The organism is unidentified bacterial endosymbiont, from assembly GCF_918797525.1.
In the GTDB taxonomy this organism is placed as follows: domain Bacteria; phylum Pseudomonadota; class Gammaproteobacteria; order Enterobacterales; family Enterobacteriaceae; genus Enterobacter.
The window spans coordinates 2670540-2687953 of the sequence record NZ_OU963893.1; the positions used below are offsets into that span (position 1 = coordinate 2670540).

The 17414-nt window shown below is 51.0% G+C and carries 25 protein-coding genes; 2 read left to right on the forward strand and 23 right to left on the reverse strand.

The window, feature by feature from the left end; genetic code table 11:
• Window positions 1-18 precede the first annotated feature (18 nt).
• From NL510_RS12675 to NL510_RS12730, 12 genes are all read right to left on the reverse strand, one after another.
• Window positions 19-690, reverse strand: a complete 672-nt coding sequence (locus NL510_RS12675; protein ID WP_196372418.1) for a phage tail protein — start codon at window positions 688-690, stop codon at window positions 19-21.
• Window positions 691-759: 69 nt separating this feature from the next.
• On the reverse strand, window positions 760-1170 hold the full coding sequence (locus NL510_RS12680) for a DUF4128 domain-containing protein (RefSeq protein WP_196372419.1): 411 nt from the start codon (window positions 1168-1170) through the stop codon (window positions 760-762).
• Window positions 1167-1751 (reverse strand): hypothetical protein, encoded by a 585-nt coding sequence (locus tag NL510_RS12685; protein ID WP_165746654.1) that lies wholly within the window; start codon window positions 1749-1751, stop codon window positions 1167-1169. Before NL510_RS12685 ends, NL510_RS12680 begins: the two co-directional genes overlap by 4 nt.
• A gap of 1 nt (window position 1752) precedes the next feature.
• Window positions 1753-2103 carry a hypothetical protein gene (locus tag NL510_RS12690; RefSeq protein WP_196372420.1) on the reverse strand — a complete coding sequence of 117 codons (351 nt, stop codon included), beginning with the start codon at window positions 2101-2103 and terminating at the stop codon, window positions 1753-1755.
• Between the two features lies 1 nt (window position 2104).
• Window positions 2105-2587 (reverse strand): DnaT-like ssDNA-binding protein, encoded by a 483-nt coding sequence (locus NL510_RS12695; RefSeq protein WP_196372421.1) that lies wholly within the window; start codon window positions 2585-2587, stop codon window positions 2105-2107.
• Window positions 2588-2623: 36 nt separating this feature from the next.
• On the reverse strand, window positions 2624-2923 hold the full coding sequence (locus tag NL510_RS12700; RefSeq protein ID WP_196373398.1) for an Ig-like domain-containing protein: 300 nt from the start codon (window positions 2921-2923) through the stop codon (window positions 2624-2626).
• Window positions 2905-3858 carry a major capsid protein gene (locus tag NL510_RS12705; RefSeq protein WP_029882052.1) on the reverse strand — a complete coding sequence of 318 codons (954 nt, stop codon included), beginning with the start codon at window positions 3856-3858 and terminating at the stop codon, window positions 2905-2907. Before NL510_RS12705 ends, NL510_RS12700 begins: the two co-directional genes overlap by 19 nt.
• An 11-nt stretch (window positions 3859-3869) precedes the next feature.
• Entirely contained in the window at window positions 3870-4640 is a 771-nt protein-coding gene (locus NL510_RS12710; RefSeq protein ID WP_022651278.1) for a hypothetical protein, read from the reverse strand.
• Between the two features lie 80 nt (window positions 4641-4720).
• The gene (locus NL510_RS12715; RefSeq protein ID WP_196372422.1) at window positions 4721-5818 is read right to left on the reverse strand and encodes a phage minor head protein; all 1098 of its coding nucleotides are present in this window, start codon (window positions 5816-5818) and stop codon (window positions 4721-4723) included.
• Between the two features lies 1 nt (window position 5819).
• Window positions 5820-7208: a DUF4055 domain-containing protein gene (locus NL510_RS12720; RefSeq protein ID WP_253377205.1), complete on the reverse strand. Its 1389-nt coding sequence runs from the start codon at window positions 7206-7208 to the stop codon at window positions 5820-5822.
• A 1-nt stretch (window position 7209) separates the two neighbouring features.
• Window positions 7210-8517, reverse strand: a complete 1308-nt coding sequence (locus NL510_RS12725; protein ID WP_253377207.1) for a terminase large subunit domain-containing protein — start codon at window positions 8515-8517, stop codon at window positions 7210-7212.
• Window positions 8495-9475 carry a terminase small subunit gene (locus tag NL510_RS12730; RefSeq protein ID WP_253377210.1) on the reverse strand — a complete coding sequence of 327 codons (981 nt, stop codon included), beginning with the start codon at window positions 9473-9475 and terminating at the stop codon, window positions 8495-8497. The genes NL510_RS12725 and NL510_RS12730 overlap by 23 nt, the downstream gene beginning before the upstream one ends.
• Before the next feature lie 78 nt (window positions 9476-9553).
• On the opposite strand from NL510_RS12730, the gene NL510_RS12735 reads away from it, so the two are divergent.
• On the forward strand, window positions 9554-9928 hold the full coding sequence (locus NL510_RS12735) for a hypothetical protein (protein ID WP_252060792.1): 375 nt from the start codon (window positions 9554-9556) through the stop codon (window positions 9926-9928).
• Between the two features lie 88 nt (window positions 9929-10016).
• Here NL510_RS12735 and NL510_RS12740 read toward each other — a convergent pair whose 3' ends face one another.
• The 11 genes from NL510_RS12740 to NL510_RS12790 all read right to left on the reverse strand — a co-directional run bounded on the left by NL510_RS12740 (window position 10017) and on the right by NL510_RS12790 (window position 16183).
• Window positions 10017-10448, reverse strand: coding sequence for a hypothetical protein (locus tag NL510_RS12740; RefSeq protein ID WP_252060790.1), 432 nt, complete (start codon window positions 10446-10448; stop codon window positions 10017-10019).
• 582 nt (window positions 10449-11030) lie between these two features.
• Window positions 11031-11234, reverse strand: a complete 204-nt coding sequence (locus NL510_RS12745) for a hypothetical protein (protein ID WP_252060788.1) — start codon at window positions 11232-11234, stop codon at window positions 11031-11033.
• Between the two features lie 227 nt (window positions 11235-11461).
• On the reverse strand, window positions 11462-11923 hold the full coding sequence (locus tag NL510_RS12750) for a lysis protein (protein ID WP_252060786.1): 462 nt from the start codon (window positions 11921-11923) through the stop codon (window positions 11462-11464).
• Window positions 11920-12414 (reverse strand): lysozyme, encoded by a 495-nt coding sequence (locus NL510_RS12755; RefSeq protein ID WP_253377212.1) that lies wholly within the window; start codon window positions 12412-12414, stop codon window positions 11920-11922. Before NL510_RS12755 ends, NL510_RS12750 begins: the two co-directional genes overlap by 4 nt.
• A complete protein-coding gene (locus tag NL510_RS12760) occupies window positions 12392-12616 on the reverse strand; it encodes a class II holin family protein (protein ID WP_050861217.1) in 225 nt (74 codons plus the stop codon). Before NL510_RS12760 ends, NL510_RS12755 begins: the two co-directional genes overlap by 23 nt.
• 559 nt (window positions 12617-13175) lie before the next feature.
• Window positions 13176-13367, reverse strand: a complete 192-nt coding sequence (locus tag NL510_RS12765; RefSeq protein WP_095449211.1) for a hypothetical protein — start codon at window positions 13365-13367, stop codon at window positions 13176-13178.
• A 195-nt stretch (window positions 13368-13562) separates the two neighbouring features.
• Window positions 13563-14378: an antitermination protein gene (locus tag NL510_RS12770; protein WP_253377214.1), complete on the reverse strand. Its 816-nt coding sequence runs from the start codon at window positions 14376-14378 to the stop codon at window positions 13563-13565.
• Window positions 14375-14737, reverse strand: coding sequence for a crossover junction endodeoxyribonuclease RusA (rusA, locus tag NL510_RS12775; RefSeq protein WP_050861245.1), 363 nt, complete (start codon window positions 14735-14737; stop codon window positions 14375-14377). The genes NL510_RS12770 and rusA overlap by 4 nt, the downstream gene beginning before the upstream one ends.
• A gap of 2 nt (window positions 14738-14739) precedes the next feature.
• On the reverse strand, window positions 14740-14946 hold the full coding sequence (locus tag NL510_RS12780) for a hypothetical protein (RefSeq protein WP_253377216.1): 207 nt from the start codon (window positions 14944-14946) through the stop codon (window positions 14740-14742).
• The gene (locus tag NL510_RS12785; protein ID WP_253377219.1) at window positions 14946-15545 is read right to left on the reverse strand and encodes a DUF1367 family protein; all 600 of its coding nucleotides are present in this window, start codon (window positions 15543-15545) and stop codon (window positions 14946-14948) included. Before NL510_RS12785 ends, NL510_RS12780 begins: the two co-directional genes overlap by 1 nt.
• A 404-nt stretch (window positions 15546-15949) precedes the next feature.
• Entirely contained in the window at window positions 15950-16183 is a 234-nt protein-coding gene (locus tag NL510_RS12790) for a DinI-like family protein (protein WP_253377222.1), read from the reverse strand.
• A 209-nt stretch (window positions 16184-16392) separates the two neighbouring features.
• Here NL510_RS12790 and NL510_RS12795 point away from each other — a divergent pair, with 209 nt between their 5' ends.
• Window positions 16393-17331 (forward strand): DNA methyltransferase, encoded by a 939-nt coding sequence (locus NL510_RS12795; RefSeq protein WP_253377224.1) that lies wholly within the window; start codon window positions 16393-16395, stop codon window positions 17329-17331.
• Window positions 17332-17414: the final 83 nt, after the last annotated feature.

Sequence of the window (17414 nt, forward strand, 5' to 3'; positions counted from 1 at the left end):
AGTGAAAGTTCTGACGGGTCAGGCGGCAGCGTCGGTCAACTTATAGAACGTCATCGCAGGTGACTGCAGGTTCAGCACCACGCTCACTGTCTCTACCTCGTTAACCGCTGTGGTCGGCGTGTCATCAAAGGATACCGTGGCCGCCCAGTACCGGTTCTCCTTCGCCTTCGGCACGTACATGTACGCCGCCACAGTCTCTTCGTCTTCGTCCAGTTGGCGCAGCAACGGATATACCGGGAGAGTTGAGTCGTGAGCGATCGAGTAGGCCTGCGAGACTGCGGATTTATAGGTGTTCAGGTTGCGCTGGCGATCATCGCTGAGGAACTGAATCTGCGTGGTGTTCTGATCACCACCAGATTTCGATACCTCAGTGATTTGTGGCAGCTCGGTCCATTCTTCAATTTTGCGAATAGAGCCGGAACCGCCGCCCGCCGCGTATTTGTTTTTGTTGGTGGTGTTGATGTTGCGAAGAGTGACAGCGCTTTCTGCAATCGCATCAATTTTTGCAATGACGTTATCAACACCGGACCAGTTGCAGCTCACATGGACAATATCACCCACCTTGAGTGCGTCAGCTTCACTCACGGTGATCACCATGTTTTCGGCGTTCGTCGCCCCGGTGAAAGCAATGGCTGGGCCATAGCCCGATGCAAGATAGACATGAGCGCCGTTAGGCAGTGCAAAGCCCATAATGGTTACTCCTTTAGAAACGGGAAAACCGGCTCAAGGCCGGTCAGTTGTGGGAAATCACAGAGGGAATCAGCTGGTAATGTCTGTCCGATAATTCAGGCTGACAGGAACGGAGTAGGACACTGGTGTATGGACGCCGCGGAATATGCCAGGCGCGCTGCTAATCCAGCAGGTAAAGTCTTTGCCTGCAATTTCCAGCCCCTCGGGGAACAATTCCGCAACTCTGCCCGCCAGGCCCACGACGGAGGTACGGCCGGAGCCGGCTGGCGCCACGACATTAATCTGGTACACGCCAGAATAAGTCCGGCAGCGCAAGCCGAGATCGATTGTTCGCGGCGTAACGGGCATATCGTGAACGGCCAGGTACATCTCGTTAGCAGGAGGTGTAAACGGCACGTTCTCCCATGCAACCGAAATGCCCTCAGCATCAGCCCAGGTACCCAGTCTGGCGGCCAGTGCAGATGCAATATCAGGAATCACTTAGTCACCTCCCTGACAGCTTCCTCAAAGAAGCGTTGAAACTCAGCTGCAGTTATGCGGACCATGCCGCCCGGCGCCTGTGTGGAATGCCCCATTTCAAGCGGGTAGGCATAGGGTACGTTGTTGCAGAAATAAATGGCCTTCATCCCGACTTTGAAGAGCGACAGCGTGTAGTTCCCGGCCGCTTTTGTCAGATCACCCGTCTTATCAACCCGACCTGTCTCGTCAGTCGTTGGCGCATCAAAGGACACCTGCCAGTTACCGCGAAAGCGTCCGCCCGTATACCCCGGCGGTGCTTTGATATCTATCCCATCCACCACCCGGGCTTTTTTCTTCAGTCGCCCGGTTTTGGTCAGGTTATCGGGATTGGCGCGCTGCGCCTCGTTGTGGTCGTAAACAGCGCGATTATAGGAAACGGCTGTCTGATTAACTTCCCACAACTCCGGGTTGCCCACTGGAGACATCACCACCAGCTGGTTAAGAATTTTGATTCCGACGGCGCGCACCACTGCTTCCTGATTCGTTTTCGCCTTGTTAACGAAAGCCGTGATTTCAGCCAGGAAAGCCGCGTTCTCGCCCATGCTAAGCTCTCAGTTGCGCTTTGTAGCAGAGCACCAGCACGGCAGGTTTTGCCGGGTTCGGTTTGACAACACGGTAGGCTGTGCCGTCAATATCAACCACATCACCGATTTTAATTTCCTGCTCTGCCGTAAAAACGATCTGCACGTCGCCGTTAACGATGACCGTTCCATCAATTTCGCCTGGCGCGTATTCGGTCTTCACGCCCACAGCAGTAAAACGGACCGCTTCAGTTTTATGCTCAACGCCGCCGATAACCGTTACTGAGCCTTTACGGGTGACGTTGTACGTCGCGCCGTTCTGCCTGAGCATGCGGGTCGCTCTGGCCTGCATACGTTGGTAATCAATCGCCATATCAGGCCCTCTCTGCAAATGCATTAATGGCGTAACCACGACCACCAGCGAGGTCGCCCAGCAGCGCCATCACGGCAGGATAGGACGGCGTGAAGACTTCACCATCTGCGACCGCATAGGTCATGGTTACAGCACCTTCCACACGTTCAGTTTTCACAGCGGCTTCGCGCACGCTGGAGAGTAAATCGCCCTCGATTGCCTCTACCGCCAGCATGCACTGCGCGGTTACAACCTGCCGTGGAACTTCATCCGGCGGGAAATCATGTTCATCCAGAACGACATTCACGCGTGGCCAGGCCAGAGCCTGTCTCGGGTCAGTTTTTGAGCCAACCCACTCCAGCCCCTCCAGGTAATCCATTGCCTTAATCAGCAAAGGTGTGAGCTTGTCAGGCAGTTCAATGCCGCGTATTTCCGCAAATGAGGCAAGATCCTCTTCACTGGCGTAGCTGTTGGCATCAGGAGAGGTGATATCGGTATTGATCATCGAATCATCCTGTTTATGGGGCTTTCGCCCCATTCGTTATTCTCCGGCAGGCGCAGTGAAGGTGATCTCATCCGTGGTTTTCGCCACTCCTTCAACCGTGCCGGTTACCTTGAAGGTGCCAGCAACGTCTGATGTGAGTTTCACCGTTGCACCACCAGCAGAGCCTGTTTGAGAACTGGCCGTGCTAAGCGTGCCACCTGTGGACGTCCACGCTACGGTTTTACCGGATACACCGGAGCCATTCAGCGTGTACTTCAGAGAAACAGTTACCGCGTCTGTGCTGTCAGCAGTTGCGGAGGTTTTATCCGCTGACAGCGTTACTCCCCCACTGCGGATTCCAGTTTAATCAGCACGCCTGCCGTAGATTTGTTGCTGGTGAAGTGTTTCTTCCAGTTGCCCGCAGTGCCGATGGCGGTCAGGTCAGGGTTATCACCTTTGGCGGTATCCCAGCTGTAGCCCAACAGGTCAACGTTCACCACGCCTTCAGCACGATAGCCAACCGCAAGGTTTTCCTGATCGTTGATATCGTAGGAACGGAAGCCCGGCGCCTGAGATTCGGTGACGGTAACCGCTCCGGCCACCAGCCCAAGGATCGCATCAGCGTCCATGGTGTCAGTAACCAGCACAGGTTTACCCAGGGTGCCCGGCTGCCCGCCGTAAACCACCACGCCCGCTTCTTCATAGATTTTGTTGGCGATCGCCTCATCCACGATGTCGAAGTAGGTAGCGGAGTGCATAACGAAGAGCACAACACGGTTAAACTTGTCGCCGTACTTACGCAGACCGCGCGTCAGGGTCTTCTTACCGTCAGTTTCAATGTCGGCTGTTACGACCATGTCGGCGTTGGCGCCAATAGCAGCCGTCAGCGCCTTCAGACCGTATTTCACGTAGCCTTCCAGCGTCGCGTCAGCCACATCAGTGCCGATCACTTCGGAGAACTCGTCAACCGAGCGGCCGCGGCGTTTGAACGCTTCTTCAGTCGTTTCGTATGGACCGTATTTCCACGGCGCTTTGACGGAAACTGCTTCGCCGGCGCCAATCTTCTTACCCGTCACTTTTTCGGTGGAGTTAACGTCACGCGATTCGATAGAGCCGCCAACCTTGTAGAAGGCACGCTTGCGGAAGTCGCCTTCAATCAGCTCGTTATCCAGCAGGATCGCGCCGTTGGAGGACGCGTTGAAAATAGCCAGGTTGTCCTGGCGGCGCTCGAGGAAAGCGGTCTGCGCCAGGTCATCATAAATAATCAGGTCACTATTAACAGTGGTAGGCATGGGTTAATCCCTTATTTCGGAAGTTTGAGGAAGGCCTGCTGGCCATGCTTGCGGATGTAGTCCGCTTTGTCGCTGGCGCTCATTTCGGAACGTTTCAGGCTGCCACCGCCGTTTGGTTTGTGTCCACCCGCGCCGGTGCCTTCTGCGCGTGGGAACAGATGCGGAGCCGTCTCCTTTAGAGACTCCGCCCACTCAAGTGGGCTTAGTGGAGTTTTGCCGTCTTTACCGAACAGAACATCGCCATTTGCATCAACTGCTACGGCCTCGCCTTCGTCGTTGAGCTGGAATGTGCCTTTGGCACGCAGAATCAGATCGTCGGATGCTTCCGGCAGCGCGCCAGCTTTTGAGGCTGCTGCACGGATTGCATCGCCCAGAACCCGGTCCCGGAATTTGTTGGAGAACGCTTCGGCTTTGTCGGCGCGTTCATTTGCGGCTTTAATCTGCTTATCAACGTCAGCACGCAGACGCTCGGTGCGCTTATCGAGCACCTCATCAATTTTTCCGGCGGCGATAAGCTTTGCCTCTTCGTCGTCGGAAAAACGCTGGAGGATCCCGCGCACTGCGTCAGGATCGATACCATCAAAGCGAGACAGGGTTTCTTTTTGCTGCTTGATGGTGCCCAGCAGCTCAGAGTTTTTTGATTTCAGGCCAGTGACTTCGCTGGTCACACGCTCATCAATCAGCTTCTGTATTTCTGGCGTGATTTCGATACCACCGCCACCGCTGCCCTCTCCGCCGCTTTCTGGTGCGTAAAATTTCAAGAGCATGTTTCGAATTAACATAATTTCCCCTTGGGATTTTGCCGGGCCTCGCCCATAAAAAAGCCCCGGCGGATGCCAGGGCGTGAAGAAAGTAATGGTTGTTAGTAGTCAGTACCTGAGAGCTGTTTCAGACGTTCCAGGCTGATCCATTCGCCTTTGTCAGTGAACATATCCTCCAGGTCGATTTCACCCGCGCGGAACAAACGGCCACGCTCGGCACCCAGAACCTGATCCTGCCGTTGAGCTGGCTGACGCGCGAGCCATTCCAGATACGAAGTTTTCCCCGGTACCTGTCCATCCATGCTGGCACGACTTCCCTCGTCCATCTCATCGATATCGATGCCAAGTTCGCGCCAGGATTTAAGGATTAGGGTTTCAGTAGAACGGCAGCAGAAATGAATTTTCCCTGGTCCCTGCAGGTAAGGCACCTTATGCCCGACCGGTTTGTTATCCAGGGTGTAGCGCAGCAGGTCACGAATAATGCAGTCATGACTTGTTTTATTGTCCAGCGTAGACAGCCACTGTTTGCCTTTCACGATATCGCTGTTGGCACTGGTGAAGCTGTTGCGTGCTGTGGCAGCCAGATGATTCACGGCTGTTTTAGCGATGCTGGCGGCGTTTGCCCTGCTCATCTGCAGCGCGCCGTCGCGATAATCTTTACTGGCGTGGCCGCGAACACTGCGCGCGATTGTTTCTACCGTGTCGCCGGCAAGATACCCCCTGCGGACGGCGTTCACGATCCGCGCCAGCCTGTCCGATTCCAGATTATCCGCCCACTCACTCAGCAGCCGCCCCTGAAAGGGTTGCGCCATCGCTGCGGCATACACCATATCGGCGGTGATGCCCTGCAGCGGATAGTGAGACAGAACCTGTGATGGCAGAAGGGAATCGAACAGGCTCAGCTGATAACTGGCTTCGTTCTTTGCCAGCGCCACCAGCTCACCCTCGAGCCCTGCCTGCATGGTAGCTACGGCCTGATGATTAAGTTCGCGTACGCTGCCCAGTAAACTCTGCAGACGGCTAACGGTGAAGCTCTCAGGAGGCAATCTGTCCAGCGCATCCAGTAGACGTGCCGACAGGTCAGCATCCGTCTCGTTAAGCAACTTCACCATCCGGTTTGCCACGCCGGTGGCGTAGCGGCTTAACCAGATGGAATGTGCGATTGATTCATCGCGCAAGCTTTCGTTTACTGTTGCCATATCAGCCACCGGTCAATGTGGGGGCTTGGTTGCGAAGTGCATCAATCACTTCGTCCGGGCTGTCTGCCGGGTCGATAAGGTCAAGCTTCTGCAGTGCGCGAATCATATCGCTGTCGCGCAGCGCACCGGACTGCCAGGCATTGACGATTGCCGTCACCATGCCCGACTCGGCAACCTTCGCAATGAATTCCTGGTTGATCGTGTAGCTCGTCGATTCGCCCTTGATGCCGAGATATTTCGCACACCAGGCAAGCGCCAGCGTGTAGGCCTCAGAAACGTTTGAAACGCAGATACCGAGCACGGATGTTGAGGATGTTTGCTCACCGCTCGCCTGGGTAGCAGTCTTCGCCGTGGCGTTCTGCTCAATCAATCGGGCGCCCAGCTGCACCATGTAATCGCGTTTGCTGTCCATGGCCTCTTTAGCCAGCATGTTCGGCTGCGCCTGGGCATAGCCAAACGAGCCCTCCTTGGGAAGTAAAAGCGGTGATCGGGAACCAATTTTCACGCCCGTCTTCTCGAGGTGATCGCGCCAGCCGGTATCAAGTCCAGTCATATACGGCTGCACCTGGCCACAGAACCACACGCTGTCTTCATAGTCAGCGCTGTTTCGGTAATGACCATGGTTTATCTCCACCAGCGCGGCCAGCGGTGAATCATCGATAGTGGGATCGTTGTTCTGAGCACCGACAAAGGTGAACGGGATTTCGTCCCAGTAGTCCTGCCCTTTGGGCTTAGGACGGTATTCACTGTCAACGGTGTATGTTCCGCTAGCTGTGCCACCTGCCCGGCGCCACACACGACAGATAAACTTCCCTTCGTGCAGCGCCAGCTCGCGGTACTGGATTTCATCCTTGTAAGCGTAACCATCCGGCTCTTCTACGCATTCGCGCAGGACCACAAGCACCAACTGATCGCGTCCGTTAATTCGCTTTGTTCGCCAGTTGATAATGTTCTCTGCCGGATAGCGGAGGATGATCGCCTCATCGGATGCTTCTGCGTAGTCAACATAAAGCCCCTCTCGTGCCACCTCCAGCACGTTCTCGGTCACCAGTTGCGACTGCTGATAGATGCTGGTACCGGCCCCGTCAGCATTGTCCAACAGGTATTTCAGCTTTTCAGGACCGTTAAATGTGGGGTCCTTTCGATACGCTATCCCAAGCATGCCGATCTTCGTATTGCCGGCAATGGCGTAGAACACAGCGCGGCTCAGATAGTCCTCATTACGCTTTTTATTGCGTAATGATTTATCGGTTGGATCGAGATACGGCAGATACTTGTTACCCGCCGCCTTTACGGCCTCGGCCCCTTTGCAAAAGTCCCTGTATTTCCGCCAGGCAGCAGAAGCCGCCCGGTGTTCTGGTCGAACACAGGTGATGTCGTCGTTTGCCATATCAGAAAGTAGTGTCCATGGTGATTGAGTATGCCGGTTTCACGATCGGGTAATCCTTCACGATGAAGTACCCACCAGCATCATTGGGGTGATCGTTATCTGCTGATTTATCCGGTTCGCCATTGGCCGCCCAGATTTGCTGCTCGAGGCTCTCGGTATAAACCGGGCAGTTCTGAACGTTTACCAGATAGCGGCGCTCGCCGTTAGCGTTGCAGAACATGGCGTTCATCGAGTTAATGCGGTCTTTAACCGGCGGGTTGGCATCATCAACGATGACGCTGAATCCGGCATCGTTGAGCTGGGCGATATCGGTCTTGCTGGCGTTCTGAGATTTGCGGGAGTCGCCTGACGCATCCGGATAGATGTAAATCTCCCGGCTTTTAACATAGCGACCATCCTCATATCGCCAGAACTCTTCCTGAATGCGCTTAATCATCGCCGGAGTATCGTAGACCTTAACCAGCTCACGCACCGCACGCGGTAAGCCGTTACGCTTTACGTGAACAATCGCGGCCATTTTCCCCACGTTGAAGTCCATACCGATAAACAGCGGATCCCCATCCTGAATCTCGTCAGAACAGTTATTCAGCTTACGGTTGAACGTATGGTAAATGGTCCCGCTGTTGAGGTTGGTGAACTTCCCTCGCAGATAGGCCTGAATCAGTTCGTCAGGGTATGAGCTCAGAAGCGATGGAATGTAGTCAGGCGGCAGGTTCTTCGCGTTGTCGAACGTGCTGGCCTGAATCAGTCCATACAATGCGGCAAGCTCTGGTTTTTCACGCACCGCCTTCACGAACTGCTGGTAGACGAACTTGAAGCCCTCCGGCGTTGTCGTTACATCGATGCCGTTACGCAGCCCATCAACTTTGTAGCGCATACGGGCTATGATTTTTCGCCACGCCTGCTGCGCTTTGGCTGCCGCCATGACATCCAGCTCATCCACCATCGCGTTACCAATTTTGAAACCGACTATTGAGCCGGGCTTCTCCATTGAGCGGCAGATGGTTGTCCCGCGGTACCGTCGCCCCTCGTAGAAGTGAACCTCTTTGTTCCCCTCGTTGATTTTGACATTCAAGCCCCAGTCAAAGGCCACCTCTTCAATCGTCGGGTAGAAAATGTCACGGATCTGCGGGTACGTCGGCGCGAAATAACCCTGGTTAATCTTCGGGTGTTCCCACATCCCCTTACAGATGCCGCCACAACCCACCCAAGTCTTACCGGAACCGAACCCGGCAACATAGGCCTTGAATTTGTGCTGCATCGCGAGGAAGCGCGCCTGAGGAATGTTAAGTGTCGGGCTGATCCCCATCGTCTGCCCTCGCATCCACTACGTTGATATTGATTGCAACTGGGGTTGGTTCATCGTCCTCACCCTCACCGGCCAGCTCTTTACGGAGTTTTTCAACCTCCAGCTGCCGGCGTTCGATTTCAATCTGCTGCAGGCGCTGCGCGAACTCACTATCAGCCAGGCCAAGGCGCTTCATTACCGCCTCGAACATGCGCTCACGGCTGATAGCAGTGATTTCAACGCCATTCTTGCCGACCTTCACACCTGAATAGGCGATCCTGGAAGCAGCCGGGAGTTTGCGCGTATCAGGGAAGTAAGGCTGGCCAATGCCGTCACCATTACAGCGCGGGCATTCTGGGTTAGGCTCTCTGTTGTGGTCGTAGCCGTAACCACCGGAATCTTCGGGTTCACGTCTGTCACGCTCAACGGCCTCGAGTCTTTTCTCTTCGAACTCCACGGCATCACGCCACTGATACTGGTGACCAAAGCCCCAGCAGTAACGACACGCACCACGGCGATACTGCGAAAGCTGATTTGCATCGAAGGTGGCGAGCTGCCACATCTGCGCGAGGACTTCATCGGCACTGCCAAGCGTGCGCACAATGGACGCTTTTTGCTGCTGCGCAATGGCCTGGGCAACGTTAGGATTCGTTATGAGCTGGCGACCGTAGTTTGGGTCACTATAACCAGCACGTGCAGCGGCAGCGGTGGCGTTGTTGTCCCTCAGGTATTCCGCGACAAATAAGCGCTGCTGAGCGGTAAGTCCATCATCATCCACCAGCTCTTCTGCGCTTTTATCTTTCTGCGCAGTGCGCATTTTTTTGCGCTCAGTTTTTTGCGCAGAGGTTTTTTTGATATATCGACGGGCGGTAGCGTAATTAAGTCCCTGCGCCTCACACCATTCCTTCGGTGATACGCCGGTTGTGGCATGTTCGGACAGGAACCGTTGCTGAAGCTCACCCCAGTCCGGTTTTGCCATAATTTTCTGATCTGTATTAAGGTGATAACTTGAAAAATGGATTGAAATGGCTACCCATTTATTCAATGAGATTAACTGATGAACTTACCTGCTTTACATTACCTAGTTGAGAATGCAACGGACCTCTTAATCGATAGTGCTAATCAAACACACCGCTCACCAGATGCTGTAGTAGGTATAGCAAGACAAGTGGATGCAGAACAAACAATTAACAATTTATCAGAAGCTCAGCTCTATAATTTTAACATTGCAATTCTGCCTTTAATTCATAATGTTACCTGCGATGGCTATATGACTCCTTTGGATGAAGAGCCTATTGATTGCTCGAACACGATTGATGATCGCGACTTGCTTGAATGCTATGAAAATAATTCATTTCTATGTCCTTCTTGCACAGATCAAGTTAACGATTTTCATGCGCACAGAGAGAATTGGTTTAGACGTAACCCTTAACTCGTGAATTCATTCGCTTTAATTTTTGCCATCACCTTGTATAAGTTAGCGTGATGGCAAAAAAAACCGCCCGAAGGCGGTTTTATTTTCAAAATTGTTTTGCTTTATTAGCTACTCGCCAACGGTTGAGTTCGTCATAAGGAACCCACTCCGTAGCCACAATATCGTTTACGCCTTGACAAGATTTACTAACTGCCTCAGCAGTTACGAGGCTAGGCCAAAGCATCCAAACGACTGTGTTGGCACCGAAAAAAGAAGGTATTTTTGATGTGCGACTGATAGTTACACCATTAACCTTAAAAGGCTCAGGTTTTTTGATGCTTTTAGCAAAGACATCACCTAATGCGCTGCTAACATGGCCACTATCCAAATGTTGGATGTTGGGAACAATAACCAAAATGTCACAATTTTTAGCCACAGCAAGTTGGTGCGACATCGCAAGACCTTTTTGTACAGCAAGATTGCGATTCTGGCTAGAATCCTGTCCATTAACAACGGAGTGTGTGATAAAACATGGCATATGAAATTCCTTGTATATTATTGAATTAACAGGATACTCATTTAGGCCAAGTTAGCAAAGCTTAGTAAGTCATTGTTGCGATGGACCTCAATTAAATTTTTGCCTAATTTTCTTAATTAACTTAATCTCCATCATATCGATTTTGCGCTGCCTCAGTACCGACATTAGATTGATATTCAAATCTGGACTGGCCTCGTTGGTCAGCGATCGCTGGCTGTTGTGTATCATTGTCAGGCCCGCTAGCAGCGGAATCTCGAAAAGCACACTTAAAAAGTCCTCTTATTCAAGCTAAACACAGCAACCTAAGCCCGAGCGAAACGCTGTTCTAACCGCCCCGACCGCGAGCAGCACAAATCCTATAACCAGCTCAGGCTGACGTCGTAACATCCTGCCTGTGAGGGTTTCGACTGCTTTGGTGATTAGGATTATTTGATAGATATCGGACCTTGATAATCTCTTTATCCTATTATGGGGATAACTTATTGATTACCCGGATTGGTTGATAATACATGCTTTGCTTTATAAAAAAGCCACCAGAAGGTGGCCCTTAAGAAAGCAATAAAATTTAACTTAAGACAACAATTATTTATCTAGTGCTGCTTGAATCGCATCTGCCAATGCTTCAACCTTTTTCGTTACATGCTCTAAATCGTACCCTGACTTCACACCGGAAATCGCAGTTGCGGATGAAACCGTAGCCTTGGAAATTTCAAGTGCAGCCTGGACAGCCAGTAACCGTTTTCTATCTTTTTCAGCAGGTCCGTTTCCGAAATATCCTTCTAACATATCAACTCCTTATCTGTTCTCCATACGGTATGTATGGCATAGATAATTTGAGGCAATTTCATACCAGTTTCAACATCATTATCGTAAACTGTAAGGGGATTTCTGATGCGACAACAATCTTCCAGTTTATTCAGTTCGGTCTATGCACTCTGCCTGAAGTGGCTCTGCGCCTCTACTGATAACTTTGACGTTATGAAGTGGATGAAAAGGCCGCTATTGATAGGTCGTTATTCCAAACATTGCTCTTTGATGTAGTCCTGCAAGTAGCCAATCTGCTTCGTCACTGTGACGATTCGTTCTCTGAGGGTGAAATAATCCCGTTCAGCGGAGTCAGTAAGTCGGGGGCTGTAAGCATCGCCCAGGCCGCTGGTGCCGGCCGTTCCGTTCGCGGGACATCTTGCGTTGACGTGCAGCCCACACTTACCAGAGTTAACGCAACGCTGCAGATCTTCAAGCTGAGATTTCGCATCAGCTAATTCCTTCGTGTATTTGGCATCCAGCGCAGCGACATCTCGCTGGCGAGTCTGCATGTCTTTGATGGTGGCGTTCGCCAGGGTCAGTTGTTCGGTAGCTTTATCGCGCTGGTCTTTGTAGGTGATGGCGTTGTCGCGGTAGTGGTTAATCGCCCAGGCCATGGAAACCAGCAGGCAGATAACGACAGCGCAGATGATTGCTGTTAAACGGCTCATTTCTGACCCCACTCGCAAACTTCACGCTCAATCTCGCGCCGAGTGATAAGCCCCTTCCACTGCTTTCCACCGGCATACGTCCAGCGCTGCAGTTCTTTGCATGTACCCGGAACGTCGCCGGAATTTAATTTTTTCAGCAGCGTCGATCTGCTAAACGCTCCAGCTCCTACGTTGTAGGTGAAAGAGTAAAGTGCGGCACGGGTAGGCTCAGGGATGCGAACCTTGATCAGCGGGTCGATGGCGTTTGCCACCTTTCGCAGATCTGCCTTCAGTAGGTTGTCACACTCTTTGTCGCTGTAGCGGTGGCCGCGGCGAATATCGGCACCGGTGTGTCCATCGCAAACAGTCCAGACGCCGACCACATCCTGATAGGCGTAATAACGTCGCCCTTCCAGCCCATCCGCATTGCCCAGCATAACAGCAGCAATTGTGATTGCTCCGGATCCGCCAACTATGGCACCAACCAGCTTATTTCTGAGTGTCGTATTCATCTCGGCTCCTGCTGCGGCGGTTGTCTTCGCGAATCTTAAAATAGAGATTCGTTAGGTACGTGAGTACGGCGACAATGATGCCCACCAGCACGCCAATAGCATTCCACTGCTCGGGACTGTAGGCATTCAACACGCCGTTGAGGATGCTACCGGCTGAAGCGCCATATGCAGCACCGGTGGTTAGTTTGTCCATGCGATACATACTCTCACCTCGCTTTGAGCGGGTGCTTTTCAAAGGAATTTGAAAGACCATCAGACTAAATATCTAAGGGGTATTTGAACGTGATTAACTGTGGCCTGAATTAAATATCCGGGTAGAGTCCGGGAAGATTGGCGGTGTGAGGATCAAGAGGCCTAGTCAGAACATCCCAAGCCATAAGCTAGCTAAACACGTTGTTTTTGTGTAAAAAGATGACATCAATCATCAGGTCTTCATCGTGAAATACATTCGGCTAATTTTAAAGCTCATAACAGCATCATTTTATGTGTTTCTGGTTGTTTTTGGCTCTGGATTTGTAGGATCGAGTACAGCCAATGCAATTAACCTTGAAACACTTAACCTAAATTACTCATTAATCGCTAAGGACTCGGCGGTATACGCAATCTGCGCAACTGGTGCGACATTGGTTGTTCCACCTGCCCTATATTTAATCCAGCATTATGTCTGGCCAGTGTTAAAGTTTATCGGTTTGAAGATTCGCTACTTCTTTCATGGATACTAAAAGCCTCGCACAGTAACGAGGCTTCACTTATTTTTCCTGTTACAGCTTTGGCTCTTCAATACGTTCGCTTAGCACTTCGACCTCTCCATTGTTGGCGAGATTATCTCCACGAGTCACATACCATGCGCCGTAGATAGTTTCACCCGACTCTAAATCGTCAATTTTTTCGTGCACGTAGTAAGCGATCTGCCTGCTGCCATTGTACTGGATCCAGTAATAGCCTTCTCTCATCATTCCCCCCTCCTCTTCGATATAGAGATTATAAGAGGCAATGAATATTGATGATTTTAGAAATACTTAAATCGCCATTAAGCAAAAAGCCCCACGGGGTTAACCGCAGGGCTTTAAACGAAGGCAATAACCCATCGTTAGAGCAAAATTACCACAGATTCGGGAAAAGTAAATAGCTCACGATAAAGTAACGCCCTATTTTGTTATCTGCTTCAGCTGCGCATCTGCCCAGGCCTCTTCGATGTCAAACTTGGTGATTAGCTGATCGTAAAATGGTTTAACAGACTTCTTCCATGTATCGAGACTGATTGCTTTCGTTATCTGGCACACCGCGGCGTATGCCTCGGTCGATGGGATTCGTTCATATCCACGGCCACTGCAGCGTTTGCAATCAGCCAGAACCGGAACGCCCTGCTTTTCAGTGAGCTCCTGATTCACTGCTTTACCGCGCCCGTGGCAGTCTTTGCAGGCGCAACTGACAACTTTTTTCCCCTTGCAGGTCGAACAAAGTACCTTAGCGACTTCTTTCACCTGGCGCTTAACCTCGAAATCACTCGGAGATTGCTTAAGGTCTTTTGCCCACTGTGGAAGCTTCATGGTGTAGTGGGATTTCATCGTGAAAACATCACCCTCAATGAATCCCTGACCCGAGCAGCAATCACACTGTTTCACGCTGGCGGCGCTGCGGGAATAGTCCTCGAACGCGAAGGTTGCCAGCTGGTGCATCACCAGTGGTTTAATCTCTGCATCAAGCTTCCGTAATGCCGCAACCCGATCGCACTTGGTCTGCGCATACTGAGCCAGCAACTCAATCGCCCTCTCCCGGTCATTGTTGCTGATACCCATCTTCCCGAGAAAAGCGCTGTAACCCATGGCGGCCCGTTCCTGCGTCATGCCCATCGCAGCCATAATATCCGAACCAGTTAATGCATCTGATGCCGTAGCACGAGGAGAGTCGCTAATCATGGTCGATTTGGCGAAGTGATATTTGAGGGTATTTTCAAGATTCATGCGATCTCCAGCTCGGTGATGGTGAGTTCTAATTTCCCGCCCTTAACGACAGGCATTTTCACAACGCGATAATCAACAACCTGGCAGTCATCCAGCCAGAATCCCGCCTTGGTTAAAGCGTCGAAAGCAGCTTTCTGCAGGTTATCCAGATCGCGGCGCCGGCGGTCGGGCATGTGACATTCAATTCGGATTTTGAGTGGTGCCGCCGTTCGGATATTTAGCCGGCCGCTTCGAATGATACTGGCCACGGCATAGCGGTACGCGACGCCATCAGCGCTAATGTGCGTACGCCCACGGTTGTGCCGGTAATACCGATTATTGCTCGGCGGCCAGGGCAAAGTGATTTGATATATCTTCACGTTTACCCCCACATCCGGCTGCGCCAGCGGCTATCCGGGCGCGCTGGTGTTTTTGAGGTAGGAAGGAAAGCACTGACAGTCCATGTCACGTAATCTGGGTTAAGGCTACGCTCAACTCGTACCCCGCGGGCCTTATAACGCTTAACCAGTTCGTCGGCCTGTTCGGTGCTGCAGTCGGTATGATGGAACCAGGTCTTCTTCATCCCCATCACCCCGCAAAGCCAAGCAGCTGCGCGGCAACATTTTCTGCCTCTTCACGACTGCGGAATGAACGGGAGAGGACCCAGCGCCAGAGGACATCGAGCGCAGCTTTATAGAGTTGCTGAAACTCGAGCTCGTCCATGTTGGCGAATGAAATGCTGCGATGATGCTTTTTGAGTGTGCCGTCAGGTAGCTGAATGGCATCAAAATGCCCTGCCTCGACAATCACCCATGAGCGGTAAGCATCGAAGGATTTGCACAGGCTAATGCCATTCGTGACGCGCCGGTAAGCAACCTGCTCAAGATACTGCTCAGCAGCATCGATCAGCGCGCCCTCATTCCCGCCATAAGAAGCCAGGAATTTGGCGTAGCCGGTAATCAGCTTCCGCTCGTTGCTAGAAATAGCCCCGCCGGTCGGCTCCCAGTATTCGAAGCCCAGATTCAGCAGAGCGAAGAAGCGGCGGTGAAACGCAGGATTGCGTACCTGTTTGAAGTCGGCCACCAACACGGCGCCGAGCTTTATTTTTGATTGCAGCAAATCGCTGGTCTCCGGCGTAGCCGGGATCAGGATCCCTGAGGACTGTTTAATGAGTTGTAACTGCGCCATGGTGTTCACTCCGTGGCGCATCGATGTCAGGTTGCTGGTTGTTCAGGCCAGCTCAAGAATTATGATTGCGTACGTAGTGACAAGTCAATTTTTAGAAGCCATTTCCCTTACAACTTCCATTATGGTTTCCTTTGACCAGTATCGATCGTCCCTGCTTAGTTTTCTGTGAGTTAAGGAACCATCGTTGGTGGAAATTATATACCGCTCTTCCGCTCTCATACTGAAGGTAAGCAGCTCTTTTCCTTTCCCATCGGTTATAGTCACTCGTAAATCTGACTGAGCTACACCCCCCACGTAATCCCCCTGAGCGACATACAGACGCGATTAGAAATTGTCGGCAGCAGCATCAAAGGGATTCGCAAATTGCGGTATTTTGAAAATGTGCGCCACCCCTGTGTACAACCTTAAGAGAACCAGTCGTCTGCACTTTCCCAAGTATCCTGAAGAATCCCCTCGAACGTCTTTTTTGCTTCCTTCTCGCCGCCGTAAACACTTAACCCATCCGAACCTGTAAGCCGGATAACAAGGCTGCAATCTTCGAACTGATTCTGGAGCCGTTTTAGTAGCTCATTTTCCAACGCCGGTACTGCGCCATTAGGAAGTTTTTTATTACGATCAATGGTTAATTCAACTTTCATAGTGGCTTCCTTTCATTTACTGTGTTTTTATACAGTATACCTCCATGAAAAAATGGTCAACGCCTTAAGAGCACAAAATGCCAATACCATTAGGTAATCAACCTAGTTTCTAGTGTTAAAAATGAGGTCAACACAACTTTATAGACTGATAAAACAATTGTATCATTGCCCCTTAACATACTCGAACTATTGCATGCCCTGAGAATCTAATGACAAAAGCTGAAATCCCATTGAAGACTGAGCGACTACATACTGTAGCCCCGTATATTGGGAAAATGCGACCAGAAATTGCTGGTTGGGCTATCGAGACCGTGTCTAAGCCTGGCGACTTAGTTTACGACCCATTCTGTGGTTCGGGTACTGTCCTTCTTGAGGCATGGTTGAAAGGAAGAGATGCTGTAGGGACTGATCTCAATCCGTACGCATGCTTGATTTCACGGGCAAAATTGAATCCCTATATGCCTCATGATGTGGATAATGTTCATGAAAAATTAGATTATTACGCTACTTTAGTAGCGAAAATAAAACCCACAGTAACGCTTGATGAAATTCCTGAATGGGTAAGGGAATTTTACAACCCAGAAACGCTAGTTGATTTATTAGCGTGGGTGAAAGTTTTGAAATCATGTAACGATGATTTTGGACTCGCTTGTTTACTTTCTCTTGCTCATCATCAACGCCCAGGATTTCTCTCATATCCTTCAAGTCATACTGTGCCTTATCTTCGAACAAAGAAGTTTCCGCCATCTGAGTTTCCTGAACTTTATGAGTACAGGCCAGTACTCCCCCGACTCGAAAAGAAAATACTCAGGGTATATAACTCATTACCATCGCTTGACTTTTCTTTGAGCCGAAATATTTATCAGCAGAGCGCATCATCAATTGAAACTGAGCGTAAGGTTGATGCTATCATTACTAGCCCACCATATATGGGGCAGCTTGACTATGCTCGCGATAATAGATTAAGACTTTATTTAATGGGTGTGGAAAATTGGTCAGCATTGAATAAAGAAATATCACCTAGTGCTACGAGGTTTGTGGAAGAGTTCAGTGCATGCTTAAACTCATGGCGTAAAAATCTACGTCATGGTGGCAAGCTTGCTATTTTCGTAGGCACGACGACAAACACCACAAAAAAAACGACTTGATGATCTTGTTATTGACTTAATAAATAATGAGTGGCCCGATTATGAGCTAACCGACACTATATCAAGCGAAATCCCTGAATCTC